Genomic DNA, 17,232 nt, shown 5'->3' with positions numbered 1-17,232 from the left:
TTGTGTTATTACAGTCTTTACTTTTCAGTTCAACTTTCTTTTCAGAGTTCTGACAGCTTAAAAGTCCAATTAGTATTATGAAGTATAGAGTTTGTTTCATTTCAATTACAGCCAACTAGTTATATAGCAACTTCCATCACCAACACCCCATATTAATGTCGGGATAACAATAACTTCTGTTACTACTTATCAGTTGATAAAATTACTGAATAATTTCAACTTTTATATACGTAACGTTACGTATGCATTAATCCTCTAGTTTTCGTTTGGCCACAAACGTCCCATTGGGCTGAATAAATTTTACTTCATTAATACTTTTATCATCACTTGCAAGAAACTCAATCTTAAAGCCTTCGAGTGTTTTAAAATTAAATTTGTGTGTTGCCGTTGGGATTAAAGCATATTCTGGTTGTCCGGGTACAAAAACATAAAGTACATTTTCGTCTTTAATGTAGGCTTTAATTTCTGTGCCCATTAAATCGTATTTACCAACATACTGCTCTAAGGTTTTAGCATCTACATCGATGGTGTTTGGTGTACGTTTAAAAGCAATAGGATCTAATAAGCCTTCAATAGCGATGCGTCCATAATCGATATCTCCTGCAATGTTGGTGCTAAAGTTTATTCTAATTGAGTTACCAATGTCTGTGGTGTCTACTTTTCCATTTTTAATCTCAAGAAGTTCAAACGTGTCGTAATGAAAATGATTTAAGAATATTTTTTTTCCATTCAGTTTAGAAAATAAGGAATCGTTTTCTATTTCAATTTCAAACTTACCGTAGCCTTTCTCTTCATAAGTACCTGTGTAATCTAATTTGGTATGTGAGGGTCTCGTGTTTTTTACATTAGATGTTTCCTTATCGTCTTTAGCTTCTTTCATAGCGTCTAAGGACTTGTCTAAATCTTCCTTGTATTTTTTCGCCCATTCTGTTTTGTCAACTTTTAGCATATAATCCGCTGTTATATTTCTAATAAGTCTTGGCACTGGTGAGCCATTTTGATTTGTTAAAACTACAATACCCAAACTATCTGAAGGATATAAAGCAACACTCGCTGAGAAACCATCAATATTACCACCGTGTTCTACCATATAATGACCTTTATACGAATGCAAAAACCAGCCATAGCCATAATTAGCGAATTGCGCATCTGGTAATTCTTTAGAAGGAAAGCCTGCAGCAACAACCATTTGAGAACTCATGGCTTCTTTTACGTAATCCTCAGGAATAATTTGTTGGTCTTTGTATTTTCCTTTATTAATCCACGTGATTAACCATTTCGTCATGTCATTAACGCTACTGTTAATACTTCCTGCTGGTGACATGCCGGCAATATCATAATAATCCATTTTGGTGATATTTCTATCGGCATCTAACTCGTAACCAAAAGCGGCGTTAGTGCTAGATTTCATGCCTGCAATGGTCGTTTTAGAACGCTCCATGCCTAACGGTTTAAAGAATTCGTTTTCAATATTTTCTTCCCAAGTTTTTCCTGTAATTCTTTCAGTAATGACACCTTGTAATAAAAATCCAAAATTGTTATAATACCATTGTTCGCGTACTCCAGTAAAAGGTTCATGGTATTTTAGTTTGGTGACTAAACTGTCTTTACTATGACTTGGGAAATAATACCAAGAACCGTCGTGTCTTGGTAAACCTGTGCTATGACGCATTAAATCTTTAATGGTGATCGTGTTATCCATCTCATCATTGTAAAATTCTAATTCCGGAATGTGTTTTCTCGGGCGATCGTCAAAAGTCAGTTTGCCGTCTTCGCGATGTAAGCCTAAAAGAGCCGATGTAAATGCCTTGGTCGAAGAACCAATGGCGAATAGTGTGTTGCCATCTGTTGGAATCTTATTTTCATAATCAGCATACCCAAAACCTTTGGCATAAATAATTTTATCTCCTTCTACAATGGCTACCGCAAATCCTGCGGCTTTTGTGTTTTCTAAAACGGCGTTATATTGCTTTTCTATACCTTTTAGACGTCTGTCAGTTTGCGAAAACACAAAAGTTGAAACGAGAGTAAACACAAGAATGAGGGTGTGATTTTTCATTATTTAGTTGGTTTTTAATGATGGTTATAAAATGTTAGCAGGTATAAACCTCTGTAAGTTACTGATTTTTGTCCTAAATTTTAAAAATTTACAATTCGTCATTAAAAAATAACATTTCGGTTATTTCAGTTTTTAAAACCAGAAGTTGTAATCGATATTTGTAGCAAGCAAAACCATATCTCATGAATATACTCGTAAAAATGACTGTTATCTCTGTGATAAGCTTTATAAGTTTTCAGTTAGAAGCCCAAGAAAATTATACGATTACAATAAATGTTGTAGAGGCCGATAACGATAAAGGGAAAATGTTTATAGCGCTTTATAATTCTGAAATTGGATTTTTAGAGACGTCTTATAAAGGTACCATGAGCAAAATAGAAAATAAAAAGTGTACGGTCACTTTTGATGAGATTCCGCAAGGAACTTATGCGGTTTCAATTTTTCACGATGAAAATGATAATGGTAAATTAGATACTAGTTTTTTTGGTATCCCTTCGGAAGATTATGGATGTTCTAATGATGCCAAAGGGTTTATGGGGCCACCACAATGGAGCGATGCTAAATTTGAATTAAAAGACGATAAAACATTAACTATAAAACTGTAAGATGAAAACTATAATACTCATTGCTTTACTTGTAGTCTCAGGACTAACACAAGCGCAAGCCAATTTTGAAAAAGGTATGTCCAAAGCCTTTGACCTATGGCAAGCCAATAAAACTGATGAAGCCGAAAATATGTTTGAACGGATTGCTAAAGCAGAACCTAAAGAATGGTTGCCAAATTATTATATAGCACAGATTAATAGCTTAAAAAGTTGGACAGAAAAAGATGCGACAGTATTAAAAGCGCAATTAGACAAGGCACAAGAACATTTAGATGCGGCTATGTTGAAGAGTGAAAATAACACAGAATTACTTGTAATGCAGGCTCAAGTTTTTACCAATTGGGTGGCGTTTGATGGTATGACCTACGGTATGAAGTATGGTGGTAAAATAGCGGAGCTTTATGAAAAAGCAACTGCCTTAGATCCAACAAACCCAAGAGCAGCCTTAGGAAAAGCGGAGTGGGAAATGGGAAGCGCAAAATATTTCGGAAAAGATACAGCACCTTATTGTAAAGCAATAGAAGCATCCATTGAACTTTTTAATACCTTTAAACCAGAGAGTCAATTACATCCCAATTGGGGGAAAGAACGTGCAGAAGCGGTTTCTAAAGATTGTAAAGCTTAAAAAAATATGAAGAAGTCATTAAAAAAATAATACTAACATTCGCCATTGGATGTGTGGTATTTGTAATAGGTAATCTTTTATCTGATGGTTTTAATTATGACTCATTTAATGACTTTAGTATTCAATTTGGATTTTATCAACTCTATGCCTTTGTTTTAGGCTATTCTAATATGGCGTTTTTCGATTTTATGGAAAGACGAACTTGGGATAAAAGTGATTACATAAAGCGAATTATATTAGGGATTATCGGAAGTACAGTCATCACTTTAGTTGGTCTGTTTTTCTTACGGGCAGGAACATCAGTGTTCTATTATGGAACGGACTTTAATGTGTTTAAGCAAAAGGAATCCTGGAAAGCCTATTCGTTTGGGTTATGGATTACATTAAGTATTGTATCTGTTTTTCATGTTGTTTATTTCTATAATCGCTATCAAAAAAATAAAATTAAAGAACAAAAAGTCATTGCAGGTACGGCAAGTGCCAAGTTCGATGCTTTAAAGAATCAGTTAGATCCTCATTTTTTGTTTAACAGTTTAAATGTTTTAACGAGTTTAATTGAAGAAAATCCAGAAAATGCACAAAAATTCACAACCTCCCTATCCAAAGTCTATCGTTATGTTTTAGAGCAGAAAAGTAAAGAATTGGTGACGGTAGATGAAGAGTTGAATTTTGCCAGAACTTACATGTCGCTTTTAAAAATGCGCTTTGAGGATAGTATCATTTTTGAGATTCCGGATAAAGCATCAAACCCAGAAAGTAAAGTGGTGCCATTGTCATTACAGTTGCTTTTAGAAAATGCAGTTAAGCATAATATGGTAATGTCTAGTAAGCCCTTACATATTATGATTTATGAAGACGGTGATCATTTAGTAGTGATGAATAATCTTCAACCCAAACAAATCGTAAAAAAGAGTAGTGGCGTGGGTTTAGAAAATATAAAACAGCGCTATCAGCTTTTATCAAATAGAAAAGTACAGATCAATCAAAGAGAAAAGGATTTTTCAGTAGCTATTCCTATGCTCACAAAGCAAGTATCAATTATGAGAACAACACAAAAATCACAAGCACGTCTTAATGATGATTATGTAAGAGCTCGCAAGCGTGTAGAAGAGTTAAAAGGCTTCTATTATAGTTTAGTTTCTTACTGTGTGGTTATTCCTTTTTTGATTTTCATCTGGTATAAGTATTCATATTATACGATACAATGGTTTTGGTTTCCAATGATTGGTTGGGGAATTGGATTAACGTTTCAAGCCTATAAAGTTTTTGTAGATAATGGAGCTTTAGGTTCTAAGTGGGAAGAACGAAAAATTGAAGAATACATGCGTAAGCAAGATGATACTGCACGTTGGAATTAATCTATAAAATAATGGGACAACAAGATTCTGAATTAAAATATTTAAAAGCTAAAACAAGAGTTGAAAAACTAAAAGCGTTTTACACACACCTTACAGTATATTTTGTCATAAACTCAGTGATTACAACTGTTAAGATGATGAACAATTTAAATAATGAAGAAACCTATGATGAAGCATTTTTTGATTTCTCTACTGTTGCATCATGGTTAGTTTGGGGAGTTGGACTTGCTTTACATGCTTTTTCTGTATTTGGACTTCCATTAATTTTGGGAGATGACTGGGAAGCGCGTAAAATAGAACAGTATATGAATGATGAGTTAGAGCAACATAAAAGCAACAAATAATGGAAAAATATAGCATAGAACTTTATAGCGAAACGGAAGAAACATCTGACTTTAGAAAAGAAGAAGCGTATTTAAGAGCGAAGAAAAAAGTAGATGCACTTGTTGGTTTTTATTGGCACTTGGCGAGTTATGTGATAGTCAATCTCTTTTTAATTATACTGATTGGAGTGAATTCTAATAATGGTTTTACAGAATTCGGAACCTACGCAACAGCATTATTTTGGGGTATTGGTTTGGTATTTCATTTTCTTGGTGTTTTTGGTCCAAATTTCTTTTTTGGAAACAATTGGGAAAAACGAAAAATTGAAGAGTTTATGAATAAGGAAGAGCAGAATTGGGAATAGTTTTTAGTTAAGAGTTAAGAGTTAAGAGTTAAGAGTTAAGAGTTAAGAGTTAAGAGTGGAAAGTGAAAAGTGAAAAGTTAAGAGTGAATATTAAAATTTTAAGGGATATGAATAGCGATGACAAAGAGCAATTTCGAGAAGCAAAAGACCACCTTAGAAGACTCCAACTTTTCTATATTCATTTAGCTGGTTACATCGTTTTTGTAGTACTTCTTTTGTATAATTTATATATTGTTGCAGGACCCTACAAAAATAATATCATCAGCCTAAACCTCAGTTTAATAGTCGCATGGTCCGTTTTTATTGTTGTGCACGGCTTGAATGTTTTTAAAGGCAAACAGATCTTTAAGAAAAGTTGGGAAGACAAAAAAACAGAAAAATTCTTAGAGGAAAAAGAGAAGAAAACCACCTTTTGGGAATAACACGTTTTATAAATTTAAGAATCAAAACAAATAAATTTTAAGTCATGAATGTAATCATAATAGAAGACGAAAAACCATCAGCAAGACGATTACAACGTATGCTAAAAGTTGTAGATCTAAATGCAGAAACCATGTTACATTCGGTTGAAGAGTCTATAGAATGGTTTCAAAATAATGAGCATCCAGATTTAATATTTTTAGATATTCAGTTGAGTGATGGCTTGTCTTTTGAAATCTTTGAAGCTATCGATATAAAGTCCGCTGTAATTTTTACAACAGCTTATGATGAATATGCCCTAAAAGCCTTCAAACTAAATAGTATTGATTACTTATTAAAACCGATTGATGATGAGGATTTAAAAACTGCTGTTGAAAAATATAAAGGCAGATTACCTCAAAAACAATCTGTAACCTTAGATTTTAATGATATTAAAAATTTATTGGTGAATCCGATAGAGCGCGAATATAAAAAACGGTTTTCAGTAAAAGTTGGTCAGCACCTAAAACTTATAAATATTGAAGATATCGAATGTATTTACAGTGAAAACAAAGGCACTTATGCCTTTACAACCGAAGGCCGTAATTATCTTTTAGACGCCACTTTAGATGAGTTAGAAGCAGATTTAGAACCCGATGTGTTCTTCAGAATTAGTAGGAAATTCTATGTAAATATTAATGCTATAAAAGATATGGTGAGTTATACCAACTCACGACTTCAAATAAAACTCAACCGTTTTAATGAGCAAAATATTATAGTGGCTAGAGAACGTGTTAAGGATTTTAAAAATTGGTTAGAGTAGTATCGGATAGGTTTAAATTTATGTGTAACCTATAAAAATTTTAATGTTAAAGGGAAATAAAGTTGCTTTTTTGAATAAAGACAAGGAGAGCTAATTGTAGTATTAATCTACCTCACGGTTTTTATATAATTCTATGGCCTTTAAATAATCGATTGCGCCTTGCATACTTAAATCGTGAATAAACCCATCCATTTCAGGGTGGTTAATCTTAATCCAATTGACAAGAGTGTCCACTTCGTTTTGCCATACATTCCAATCAACACTATTACAATCTAATTCTTCAATTCTTGATATTTTTCCTGCTATAAATTGAAATTGATAGCGACACGTCATTGGGGTATTCTTCAAAAATTCAAGTTTTAAAGAACGTATAGAGACAGTCGCAATAAATTGCCCTTCTTCATATTTTAAAGCATCCAATTTATAAACGGGTTTAAAGATGGAGTCCCATTTAAATTGTTCGTAGTAACTCTGATGAGAGTAGGTGGTTATATAGTCTCCAAAGACTGTTGTAAGACTATCGGATAATACCTTTTTTATCTGTTCGTAATCCGAATTTATATAGCCTTTGTAATATGCTGTTATTTGCTCTGATTCCGTACTAGGCTTATCTGCACAATTCGTAAATACTAAGACTATTAAACTAAGCAAAATGTGCTTCATAATTCGGAGGTTCTTTCGTTTAATCCTTATCGTCTATTCTATTATCATCAAAAGCCGAAGGTAATAACTTAGGAATAAATTTGATAAATAAAGGCAAAAGCAACATACCTCCGGGCAACATAAAGATGGCCAAACTTGGTATAGATTTAAATATATCAATAAGTTGTGTTTGAACTTTCTTCTGTTCCTCTTCCGTAAGATTTCGTTGTGTAGATTGGGTTAAAAGGTATAATGCTTCCTTACTTTCAGATAATTCTTTTATTAAACGTTTGCTATTTCGTTTTATAAGCTTTGAGACGACTTTGCTACTATTATCGTAAAAACTTTGTGCTAAATTTTTAGAGCTTAAAAAAGCAACGTCTCCTTTATGCTCATCATAAAACAGGTTTATATCATTTATTGATCTAACAATAATACTGTTATCAACATTTAAATCCGTTTTTAATTGATTTAAAAAGCCTTTTTCTTCTTTGTCTATAATTTTATCTGTCCAAGACGCCATACATACTAAATCTATGACGTACAGCTTTTCTAAAGGTTCATTTATAATAGAAATAGCATCATTATAGGTTAGAAGTTCGGGGTTTTTATAACGAATAGAACTTTCAAACAATCTAATAAGATTTTCATCATATTCAGATTTTAAAGTCTTGTTCTCAATAACTGAAAACACAATAGTTTCTAATGCCGATTCAAGATTTTCAACATAGTCTTTAATGTGCTTTTCATCTTTTAAAAAACGTTGATAACCTAAAACATCAACAAATAAAAGTGCATTAATTAAAAAATAATTAAAACTTTTTGAAATAAAATTATCATCAATATGTATCCGTTTATGAAGTATTTTTTCTAATAAACTATCGGCAGTTTTATCACTAAATAAATCTTCAAAAAACGATCGCTTTTGGTCACTGATAGACTTGTAATATCTAATGAGACTTGCTGTGAATTGTTCTTCTGAGTTTTCCTTATTATAAATATAATAGAATGTAAGAAGTAAATTAGTCTTACAACGTTCCTCCTCACTAAGCTCAAAGGGTTTAACGATATCTAAAACCACTTTAATATTACTACCATATATAAATCCAGCACGTTTTAAATTAATATAAAACACATCAGTCTCAGTTTGAGAATACATGGTTTCAGAAACTTGATTAAGTAATTTTTTATCCAGCCGTTAGCCGATGGATTCATAACATATAATTTGAAGGGTCAAAGTTAATTTTTTATGCTGAGAAATCATCAATTTATTTCATTAACAAAATTTTAACAAAACCGCTACTTCTATTTTTTCGTAGGTAGAACAGAGACATTAAAACTAACAAAATCTCAAAAATTATGAAAAAAACAAAAATTTTAATCGCAACTGCAATCTTAGGTATTGCAACATTCGTTGCTATTGCAGCAGATCATATTGATGCTCCTGCAGTGCAAGGTGGTACAAGTGATATCACAGACTTTTATGCCTTTAGAGGTGAAAACACATCTAACTTAGTGTTGGTTGCCAACGTACAAGGACTTTTAACTCCTGGTAATACTGCAGCAGCATCTTTTGATGAACGTGTATTATTAGAATTCAATATTGATACCGATGGAGATAATATTGAGGATCTTGTAATCCAAGCAACTCCAAGAGATGGTAAAATGTATTTCTTCGGACCTACTGGACCTACATCAACGGGTTTAAACAGTACCATTGTTTCAACAACAACTAATGCAGGTGTTGTAGATATTACAAATTATGGAGAAACTGCGATGATAGAAGAGTTTGCAGGCATGAAATTCTTTGCAGGACCAAGAGATGATCCTTTCTTTTTTGATTTTAACAAGTACACTGAAATTATTGCAGGAGATGCAACCGGATTTGCTAATCCTGGTGACGATACATTTGCTGGTTCTAATGTATTATCTGTAGTTGTTGAGGTACCTAAATCTATGATTGGTGGATCTGGCACAATTAATACTTGGGTAGAATCTAAAAGAAAACAATAATTTAAAATAAATAGTCATGCAGAAATCTTAAGACTTCAGGTTGAACACTAATATATTCAACATCAAAAGGTATCTGATGATATTAATTAACACTAAAATTTAAATAACATGAAATTCAATAATATAAAACTATTTGCAGTTGCAATTTTAGCGTCAATGACAGCTATCAACTGTAGTAACGACGACGATAACGTAACAGGTCCTACAGGTCCAAACTTTACAGGAACTTATGTTCAGGAAGACCAAATGGCTAGACCGGCAATTAATACGGTTTTTGTAAACGATGGTATGAAAGATGCTTTTAATACAACGACACCTTCAGATATGGGAGCTGCGTTTCAAGCTGCGTTCCAAACTAAATTAGAAACTTTGAGTCCAGCTTACGATCCAGCATCACCAACTGATGCTAATGCTTTAGGCTTTACAGCAGCACAATTTACAGGTGTTTTAGCTACGGATGTATTAACGGTTTCTTTAGATGCACCAACAACATTTTTTGATGGTACAAATATCTTAACAGGTAGAAACTTAACTGACGATGTTATCGACGTAGAATTGATCTTAATTTTCGGTGGTGAAGCAGGTTTAACAAACCCAGAAAACCCTGGATTAGTAAGTGATAATGTGGCGTCTAATGACAAAGAATTTTTGATGTCTTTCCCTTACTTAGCGTCTCCTTGGTAAGCGATTGATTAGTAACCTAAAATGGGATCGAAAGATCTCATTTTAGATTATTAATATGGGCTTCCACACGAATTAACCAAACTCAAAAAACAAATTATTATGAAACTCAAAAACATACTTCCCATTTTTATAACGCTAATAATGCTTAGTTGTAATTCTAATAAGGTTACCGATGAAGCTGATTATAGCCAATACCTATCCACCGAAATAGACCAAACTAAACTATTAGAAGATGTCGATTTTTGGACTACTAGAATAGAGAATAGTTCTAGTTCTTATACCTATTTAATCAGTCGTGCTAATGCCAATTCAGAGGTGTTTAACGTTACAGGAGAGATTGATTATTTAATTAAAGCCGAAACGGATCTCCTTGAAGCTAATAAAATAGTTAAGGATAGTGACGCCGGACTCTTAAAAAATATCGCTACAAATTACATTTCACAACACCGTTTTAAAGACGCTCTAGTCTTACTTAAAAAAGCAGAAGCTAATGGTGCAAAACTTAATGGGACTAAAAAAATGCTTTTCGATGTGCATTTAGAGTTAGGTAACTACATCTATGCTGAAGCCTATTTAAAAGACATAAAAAACACATCTAGTTTCGATTATTTGATTCGTTTATCAAAATTAGAGGATCATAAAGGTAATTTAGATGGTGCTATTGAAAACATGGAAAAAGCCATGGCCATAGCAGAATCCTCTAATTTAAAAGGTATGAAGCTATGGTCTTATACCAACATCGCAGATTTTTATGGTCATGCTGGTGAGATAGATAAGTCTTACTCTTATTTTTTAAAAGCTTTAGAATTAGATCCTAATAATGCTTATTCTAAAAAAGGAATTGCATGGATCGTGTATTCGCACGAGAAGAACCCAACGGAAGCTTTAAATATCTTAAACCACGTAACGTCTTATCACAACACTCCAGATTACGATTTACTAAAAGCAGAGATTGCAGAATTTAATGACGATTCAAAATTAAAGGCAGAATCCTTAAAAAACTATCAAGCGGCAGTTAAAAATGAATTGTACGGAGACATGTATAATCAATACAACGTTATGGTTTTCTCGGAAGATTTATTAATGCCAGAGCGTGCTTTAGAAATCGCAAAGCAAGAAGTTGAAAATAGACCCACACCACAATCGTATAACTTATTAGCTTGGAGTTATTTTAAAGCAGGTAACATTGAGAAAGCAAATGAAATTATGGTAGATTTTGTAGAAGGCAAAACATTTGAGCCAGCCGTCATTTACCACATTGCAGAAATTTATAAAGCAGCAGGTAAAACAGAGGCAGTTGAACCTCTAAAAGCTGAACTTTTAGCTAGTATTTATGAATTAGGACCAACTATGGTTTCAAAGATAAATCAGCTATAATTCCTACAAATTTGTAACAAAATATTTATGTTTGTTATACTATAATTTATAAATTAATTCTCAAAAATTTTCGAATGAAACAGATCAGTCTATTAACCCTTATTATGACTTGTTTTGCCTTTACAGCATACGGACAAAACGTAAAAGGACGTGTTGTAAATGAGTTAAATCAACCCTTGGAAGCTGCCTATATTTATAATCAAGCTTCCGAAAGTCACGCACATACATCAGGAAATGGTGTGTTTGTTATTGCCAATACTAAATTAGGAGATTCTTTAAGAATTGGGTTATTAGGCTACAAAACCAGGTTTATAACCTTACAATCCATTGAAAATCTAAATTTTATTCTAGAAGAAAAAGCCTTTCAATTAGATGAAATGGTGATTACCGAAGAGTTAAATACGGTAAGTACTATTTCGAGATTAGATTTAAACGTCACTCCTGTGAATTCCACACAAGAAGTCTTAAGAAAAGTACCAGGTTTATTTATTGGTCAACATGCAGGTGGAGGTAAAGCCGAACAATTATTTTTACGTGGTTTTGATATCGATCACGGTACTGATGTTTCTATTTCTGTAGATGGAATGCCCGTAAATATGGTGTCTCATGCCCATGGTCAAGGGTATAGTGATTTGCATTTTGTAATTCCAGAAACGGTAAATAAAATTGATTTTGGTAAAGGTGGCTATTATGCCCAAGAAGGAGATTTTAATACCGCTGGTTATGTTAATTTTAAAACAAAAGATTACCTAAAAGAAAGTGAGGTTTCATTTTCTGTGGGGCAATTTAATACCATGAGAACGGTTGGTTTATTCAATCTTTTAGAAGATACTAAAAATCAAAATGCTTATGTGGCTTTAGAATATATTAATACCGATGGTCCTTTTGAATCGCCACAGAACTTTAACCGTTTAAACCTATTTGGAAAGTACGTTATGTTTTCACCAGAAAATGATAAATTGACCTTAACCGCTTCTCATTTTACAAGCCGTTGGGATGCTTCTGGGCAGATTCCACAGCGCGAAGTAGATAATGGAAACATCTCACGTTTTGGAGCCATTGATGATACTGAAGGAGGCCAAACAGAACGTACCAACCTTAATGTGACTTTCGATAAATACATTGATGATCATACCAGTTTAAGTGCTAATGCCTTTTATTCGCATTATGCTTTTGAGTTGTATTCTAATTTTACCTTCTTTTTAGAGGATCCTATTAATGGAGATCAAATTTATCAGAAAGAAGATCGAAATATTTTTGGTGCAAATACAGCCATTACACACACCACATTTTTGGGTGATACGGAATTGACGCTGACGTCTGGTATAGGCTTAAGACATGATATTTCTGATGATGTAGAATTATCTCGAACCTTAAATCGAAGTACAACTTTAGAGAATATTCAGTTAGGTGATATTAACCAAACAAATATTGATGCTTTTGTAAATGCAGCATTTGAATTTGGTAAATTTAAAGTGGCACCAGCATTACGTTTAGACTATTTCAAGTTTATGTATAACGATGCTTTGCAGTCTAATTATCAAACTTTATCAGAAACTAAAACGATTGTAAGTCCGAAGTTGAATTTCTATTACAATGCACAAGATAATCTGCAATTGTATTTAAAATCAGGATTAGGATTTCACTCTAACGATACTAGAGTGGTGGTTGCCAATGGAGGTGAAGATATTTTGCCGCGTTCTTACGGAGCCGATTTAGGATCTGTTTGGAAACCATTTCCAAAATTAGTGGTGAACTCTGCCTTATGGTATTTGTTTTTAGAACAAGAATTCGTTTATGTAGGTGATGCAGGTATTGTAGAGCCAAGTGGAAAAACAAGACGTTTCGGATTAGATTTAGGCTTGCGTTACCAATTAACCGATTGGTTGTTTTTAGATACCGATGCAACGCTTACTAATGCCAGAAGCGTAGATGATCCGGATGGTGAAAACTACATTCCTTTAGCACCAGATTTTACGCTAATTGGAGGTTTATCGGTTGATGATCTTAATGGGTTTTCTGGAGGTTTACGTTTTAGATACTTAGATGATAGAGCAGCAAATGAAGATAATTCAATTGTGGCAGAAGGGTATATGGTTACCGATTTTAACGTCAATTATAGATTACAAAATATAACATTTGGCTTAGCCATAGAAAACTTGTTTGATGTGGATTGGAATGAAACACAATTTGCTACAGAATCGCGTTTACAAAACGAAGCACAATCTGTTGAAGAAATACATTTTACACCAGGCACACCTTTCTTTATTAAAGGAACGGTAAGCTATAGATTTTAAAAAGCTTTCAACCACTTAATTTGTGGGGAAGCAAATTAAGTGACGTTGATTGATTGCTAGCAAAAAAGATTAATCTTAAGGGATAAAAAGATTAATCGTATTGTGAGTTTCTCATGATGTTTTTTGAGTTTTTTTGTTAGTGATGGCACCCGCTCGAAAGAGTGGGTGTTTTTATTTTTGATAAAATAGGAATACCCAGTGTCCTAAACTACATCGTGTTTTAAGCTTTATTCAAGTTCAATTAGCTGAATTTCATTATTATCAAGATGTTTAAAAGTACCAACGACTACATCTTCACTTTCTAATAGTGTATCTAGCGCATCACATAAGGTATTACAATCGATATCAATTTGATTTAGTAATTGATAACCAGAATCTGTAGTGATAAAATTTTGTCCGTTGATTTTTAAATTGATATTAAATTCAGTTTCAGCTGGCACCTCTTGTTCCGATATAACCTCTAAGAGTGTGTATTTAAATGCGCCATCATCAGCCGCTGGATTACCGATTTGGTCAATTCTCACAGAAAGATCATAAACCTGTCCAGGAACATAATTAAATCCTTCAATAGTAGCGTAGAAGTTGTTCCAGCTAGTTGTTCCAATGTTATCATCATATTGCACAAGTAAAGCTATAACGGGGTCTAAAGCTATAGCTGTATTTTGATAATGATTAATGCGCATAGTCACCGTTTGAGAATCATTATCATCGTCATTAGTACAAGAAAAGAATAGACCGATTATTATCAGAAGTAGAATTTGCTTTTTCATAGTAGTGTTAATTGTATCGTTTTAAAGTAGATGCAGAAATGGCTTAATGGTTGCGTCAAACTTGTTGGTGATTTTGGTAATGTTTTAAAATCAGCAAATTAAAAAGGAATAAGACTCAGTCTGCAAATAGAACATCAAATTCAATTACAAATTTAAGGTTGGTCCAGGCTAGTGAAAAAAGAGTTCCAAGTATAAAAAGTATCCATCTCTTTCTTTTACTAGAAATGTATGTTTTGTAATAGCTAATAATACCAGAACCCCGACTTAAGGTATAACATAATTAGCACCAAAAATAAAAATGATGGCATTACGAATAATTTGATTACTTCCTATTATGGATCTCATCGGATAATCCCAATAACTGTATATAGAAAACACAGATAATCCAATAATTAAAACATTGAAAATTAGCCTTCTTTTTTCCCACCACAAAATCATTTCTTTTAGTGGCAATGTATCTGAAGTTACGGTGTCGTTCTGTTTCAATTTCGTGGTATTTAAAGCATTGTTTTAGGTTTGCTTTTAGTTTAATTAACTGATTTTTATTTCTTGTAAATTTTAAAGGTAGTTATGTTTTTAGCGGTATAGTGTATGATTAGTGCAGTGTTTTAAACACCTAATTTAATAAATAATTATGGACCAATAAAGTCTGCGAAGATTTTTGTAGGTAGGCTAGGGGCAAGCAGTTCATTATACCCTTCACAAGGTCATAAGCCTTAATTATTAATATTAAACCTCACTGAATGTCTTTGGTTATGCTATAAGCTTGTTTTAAGCATGCTATAACCACGCTATAACCTGTATTATGATTTTTTCTATATTGCTGTTTTGTAGGTGTTTAACTTGGGTTATGGTGTTAAGGCACAGCAGACCGGAATTATCCCTTATTCAGGACGAGTCATAATTAGAGCTAACGTTTATGTATAAGTATAGCTGCGGGTTTGTATGCGAGGATTTTCCGAAGGAAAATCAGATGCAGGCAACCACGAAATCACCTTTGTTTAAGCATTAAACCGCAATTATTTTAATACGATGTTGTAGCAGGTTTTTTAGTAAAATCAATATCTATTTTCTGTATTGAATCAGAATCGAAACAACTAAACTCTTTTTTATCAAAGTCAATCAAAAACCCTTCAATTGTACTAGAGTAAGGAAAATCAGTATTTATTACTCTATCATTGTAGGACATCCAAATTCCATCAACTTCATGTGATTTACAAGTTGTTAGTAGAATTCCTAACATTATTAATTGTAGCGTTTTTTTTTCAAACTTGTTTACGGTTTGTGTATGGTTTACTTCGTCTGTTCGCTTCGCTCGGGTGTTGCGTGGTTAAGCACCTAATTTAGCAAATACATCACAGATAGACCCGAGCGCAGTGAACTGGCGAAGCCATATTCCGTAAGAATGTTAGTAAATCGCCAGTGATCAAGCCATTTATTATACAGGATGTTACCACACGTCTTTAGTTTTTTACAAAAATTAAAGCCATTTTATAATCTCCTTTATGTCCAGAAGAAAATACCATTCTATCTTCTTGTAACTCTATTAATTTTAATGAAAACGATGTACTACTCACTATATTATCTGTTATTTTCCCTCTAATCATAGTCAACCAAACTTCCCCTTGTTCTTCATAAAACGTATAGCTTGCTTCTGCAATTTCTGAATCACCATAATAACAATTTTCATTTCCACTAATTACTTCTACCTCATTATCTGATTTAAAAATGTAACTGTCATCAACAAAACACTCATTTTGATCACTTACCCAATTATCGTAGTTCTGATAGTAGGCTTCTAACTCCCATGTTTTAGAGCTATTATTATGTAGTAAACTCAAATCTTCGGTGGTATATATTTCAAGTGAATTATCTTCATCATCTGTACTACAGGCTACAAAAAGAATTAATAAAAAAGTAAGTGCTATTGGTAATTTTAACTTGTTCATAAATACGGTTTTTTTTGATTTTCTTTATTCATTCAATTATTATGCCATTTACTTACATCTTTCATTTGTGATGGCAGTTTTGTGTATAGTTTCTTCGTCTGTTCGCTGCATTTGGGTATGACATTTTACTTGTGTTTTGCTGCAGTACTTTGTTGTACAGCGTTACTAATCACAATTCATTTGAAGAAACTGATGAACAGCATCTATTAGTGTTTTCCGGAACATAACATTTGTAGAGATTTCCCAATGACCTGAATGAATACCAGTAATTCTAATTTCATTATTCTTCAGTTTAAAATTAATATCAGTTTCTAGTGTAGTTTTGAGGTCTCCAAACGTCATAATAATTCTTTCTATTCTCGTGTTAACGTAAATGACGGAGTCATTTTGAAATCCAAAACCATTATTGACTTTAATATCAGAATTAATATTTTTATCAAACTCAGAGATTACGTACCTGAATTCTGATTCATAATTTGGAATCCTATAATCGCCATGGACTTGTTCTATAAGTTCAAGTTTAACTATATCACTCTGTCTATCATAAATGAATTCAATAGGTTTCTCACAATTTAATTGTTTAGCTTTCTTAACTAATTTATTAGTAGAACTACAGTCAATTAAAAATAACGCGGCAAATAGTAGGACTAATATTTTATAATTCTTATTCAATGGCTATTTTAAATGTCTTGTCCTGAAATATGGCTACAGATTAAAATTGAATTAAGCTGATAATTTATATACCATATTAGGTGTTTTATAGTCTAAAGATAAATGTAATCTTATTTCGTTGTATAAATTAATTGCATTTTTTGCAGCTTTCCTTGCATGATTGATGTTATCAAAGGTTTGGTCGAGATAAAATTCATCTTTTAAGATGCCATTTACGCGTTCTGCTATGGCATTTTCGTAACAATGATTTTCTTCAGTCATACTAATATTT

Annotated in this window: 20 protein-coding genes; 11 read left to right on the top strand and 9 right to left on the bottom strand. The window is 32.8% G+C overall.

Annotated features, from left to right (window positions below; translation table 11 throughout):
• Positions 1-247: 247 nt before the first annotated feature.
• Positions 248-2,059 carry a serine hydrolase gene (locus tag ADIWIN_RS15005; RefSeq protein ID WP_020896881.1) on the bottom strand — a complete coding sequence of 604 codons (1,812 nt, stop codon included), beginning with the start codon at positions 2,057-2,059 and terminating at the stop codon, positions 248-250.
• 182 nt (positions 2,060-2,241) lie between these two features.
• Here ADIWIN_RS15005 and ADIWIN_RS15000 point away from each other — a divergent pair, with 182 nt between their 5' ends.
• The 7 genes from ADIWIN_RS15000 (at position 2,242) to ADIWIN_RS14970 (ending at position 6,557) form a co-directional block, all read left to right on the top strand.
• Positions 2,242-2,664 carry a DUF2141 domain-containing protein gene (locus ADIWIN_RS15000; protein WP_051155478.1) on the top strand — a complete coding sequence of 141 codons (423 nt, stop codon included), beginning with the start codon at positions 2,242-2,244 and terminating at the stop codon, positions 2,662-2,664.
• Position 2,665: 1 nt separating this feature from the next.
• Positions 2,666-3,289: a tetratricopeptide repeat protein gene (locus ADIWIN_RS14995; RefSeq protein ID WP_020896879.1), complete on the top strand. Its 624-nt coding sequence runs from the start codon at positions 2,666-2,668 to the stop codon at positions 3,287-3,289.
• Positions 3,290-3,342: 53 nt separating this feature from the next.
• Positions 3,343-4,647, top strand: a complete 1,305-nt coding sequence (locus tag ADIWIN_RS14990) for a 2TM domain-containing protein (RefSeq protein ID WP_020896878.1) — start codon at positions 3,343-3,345, stop codon at positions 4,645-4,647.
• Positions 4,648-4,658: 11 nt separating this feature from the next.
• Complete coding sequence (locus ADIWIN_RS14985) at positions 4,659-4,991, top strand: 2TM domain-containing protein (protein WP_020896877.1); 333 nt, start codon at positions 4,659-4,661, stop codon at positions 4,989-4,991.
• Positions 4,991-5,335: a 2TM domain-containing protein gene (locus ADIWIN_RS14980; protein WP_020896876.1), complete on the top strand. Its 345-nt coding sequence runs from the start codon at positions 4,991-4,993 to the stop codon at positions 5,333-5,335. Before ADIWIN_RS14985 ends, ADIWIN_RS14980 begins: the two co-directional genes overlap by 1 nt.
• Before the next feature lie 107 nt (positions 5,336-5,442).
• The gene (locus ADIWIN_RS14975) at positions 5,443-5,757 is read left to right on the top strand and encodes a 2TM domain-containing protein (protein ID WP_020896875.1); all 315 of its coding nucleotides are present in this window, start codon (positions 5,443-5,445) and stop codon (positions 5,755-5,757) included.
• Positions 5,758-5,801: 44 nt separating this feature from the next.
• Positions 5,802-6,557, top strand: coding sequence for a LytR/AlgR family response regulator transcription factor (locus tag ADIWIN_RS14970; RefSeq protein ID WP_020896874.1), 756 nt, complete (start codon positions 5,802-5,804; stop codon positions 6,555-6,557).
• Between the two features lie 102 nt (positions 6,558-6,659).
• Here the strand turns inward: ADIWIN_RS14970 and ADIWIN_RS14965 are convergent, their stop codons facing one another.
• Entirely contained in the window at positions 6,660-7,220 is a 561-nt protein-coding gene (locus ADIWIN_RS14965) for a hypothetical protein (protein ID WP_020896873.1), read from the bottom strand.
• Between the two features lie 19 nt (positions 7,221-7,239).
• Entirely contained in the window at positions 7,240-8,358 is a 1,119-nt protein-coding gene (locus ADIWIN_RS14960) for an LETM1-related biofilm-associated protein (protein ID WP_020896872.1), read from the bottom strand.
• Between the two features lie 200 nt (positions 8,359-8,558).
• Here ADIWIN_RS14960 and ADIWIN_RS14955 point away from each other — a divergent pair, with 200 nt between their 5' ends.
• The 4 genes from ADIWIN_RS14955 (at position 8,559) to ADIWIN_RS14940 (ending at position 13,570) form a co-directional block, all read left to right on the top strand.
• Complete coding sequence (locus ADIWIN_RS14955; protein WP_020896871.1) at positions 8,559-9,212, top strand: DUF4331 family protein; 654 nt, start codon at positions 8,559-8,561, stop codon at positions 9,210-9,212.
• Positions 9,213-9,320: 108 nt separating this feature from the next.
• On the top strand, positions 9,321-9,896 hold the full coding sequence (locus tag ADIWIN_RS14950; protein ID WP_020896870.1) for a DUF4331 family protein: 576 nt from the start codon (positions 9,321-9,323) through the stop codon (positions 9,894-9,896).
• Positions 9,897-9,995: 99 nt separating this feature from the next.
• On the top strand, positions 9,996-11,273 hold the full coding sequence (locus ADIWIN_RS14945) for a tetratricopeptide repeat protein (protein WP_020896869.1): 1,278 nt from the start codon (positions 9,996-9,998) through the stop codon (positions 11,271-11,273).
• Positions 11,274-11,347: 74 nt separating this feature from the next.
• The gene (locus ADIWIN_RS14940; RefSeq protein ID WP_051155477.1) at positions 11,348-13,570 is read left to right on the top strand and encodes a TonB-dependent receptor; all 2,223 of its coding nucleotides are present in this window, start codon (positions 11,348-11,350) and stop codon (positions 13,568-13,570) included.
• A gap of 227 nt (positions 13,571-13,797) precedes the next feature.
• Here ADIWIN_RS14940 and ADIWIN_RS14935 read toward each other — a convergent pair whose 3' ends face one another.
• The 6 genes from ADIWIN_RS14935 to ADIWIN_RS14915 all read right to left on the bottom strand — a co-directional run.
• Positions 13,798-14,340, bottom strand: a complete 543-nt coding sequence (locus tag ADIWIN_RS14935) for a DUF4377 domain-containing protein (RefSeq protein WP_020896867.1) — start codon at positions 14,338-14,340, stop codon at positions 13,798-13,800.
• 264 nt (positions 14,341-14,604) lie between these two features.
• Complete coding sequence (locus ADIWIN_RS20385; protein ID WP_020896866.1) at positions 14,605-14,826, bottom strand: hypothetical protein; 222 nt, start codon at positions 14,824-14,826, stop codon at positions 14,605-14,607.
• A 538-nt stretch (positions 14,827-15,364) separates the two neighbouring features.
• Complete coding sequence (locus tag ADIWIN_RS14930; protein ID WP_020896865.1) at positions 15,365-15,583, bottom strand: hypothetical protein; 219 nt, start codon at positions 15,581-15,583, stop codon at positions 15,365-15,367.
• 220 nt (positions 15,584-15,803) lie between these two features.
• Positions 15,804-16,289 carry a hypothetical protein gene (locus ADIWIN_RS14925; RefSeq protein WP_020896864.1) on the bottom strand — a complete coding sequence of 162 codons (486 nt, stop codon included), beginning with the start codon at positions 16,287-16,289 and terminating at the stop codon, positions 15,804-15,806.
• 165 nt (positions 16,290-16,454) lie between these two features.
• Positions 16,455-16,961 carry a hypothetical protein gene (locus ADIWIN_RS14920; RefSeq protein ID WP_020896863.1) on the bottom strand — a complete coding sequence of 169 codons (507 nt, stop codon included), beginning with the start codon at positions 16,959-16,961 and terminating at the stop codon, positions 16,455-16,457.
• Positions 16,962-17,012: 51 nt separating this feature from the next.
• Positions 17,013-17,232, bottom strand: a 220-nt coding sequence (locus tag ADIWIN_RS14915; RefSeq protein WP_040757556.1) for an integrase core domain-containing protein, incomplete at its 5' end; no start/stop codon positions are given.

The sequence above is a fragment of the Winogradskyella psychrotolerans RS-3 genome (genome assembly GCF_000427335.1).
GTDB classification, from domain to species: Bacteria; Bacteroidota; Bacteroidia; order Flavobacteriales; family Flavobacteriaceae; genus Winogradskyella; species Winogradskyella psychrotolerans.
The sequence above is the reverse complement of the archived record's forward strand: the minus strand, read 5'-3'. Positions and strand labels throughout refer to the sequence as shown.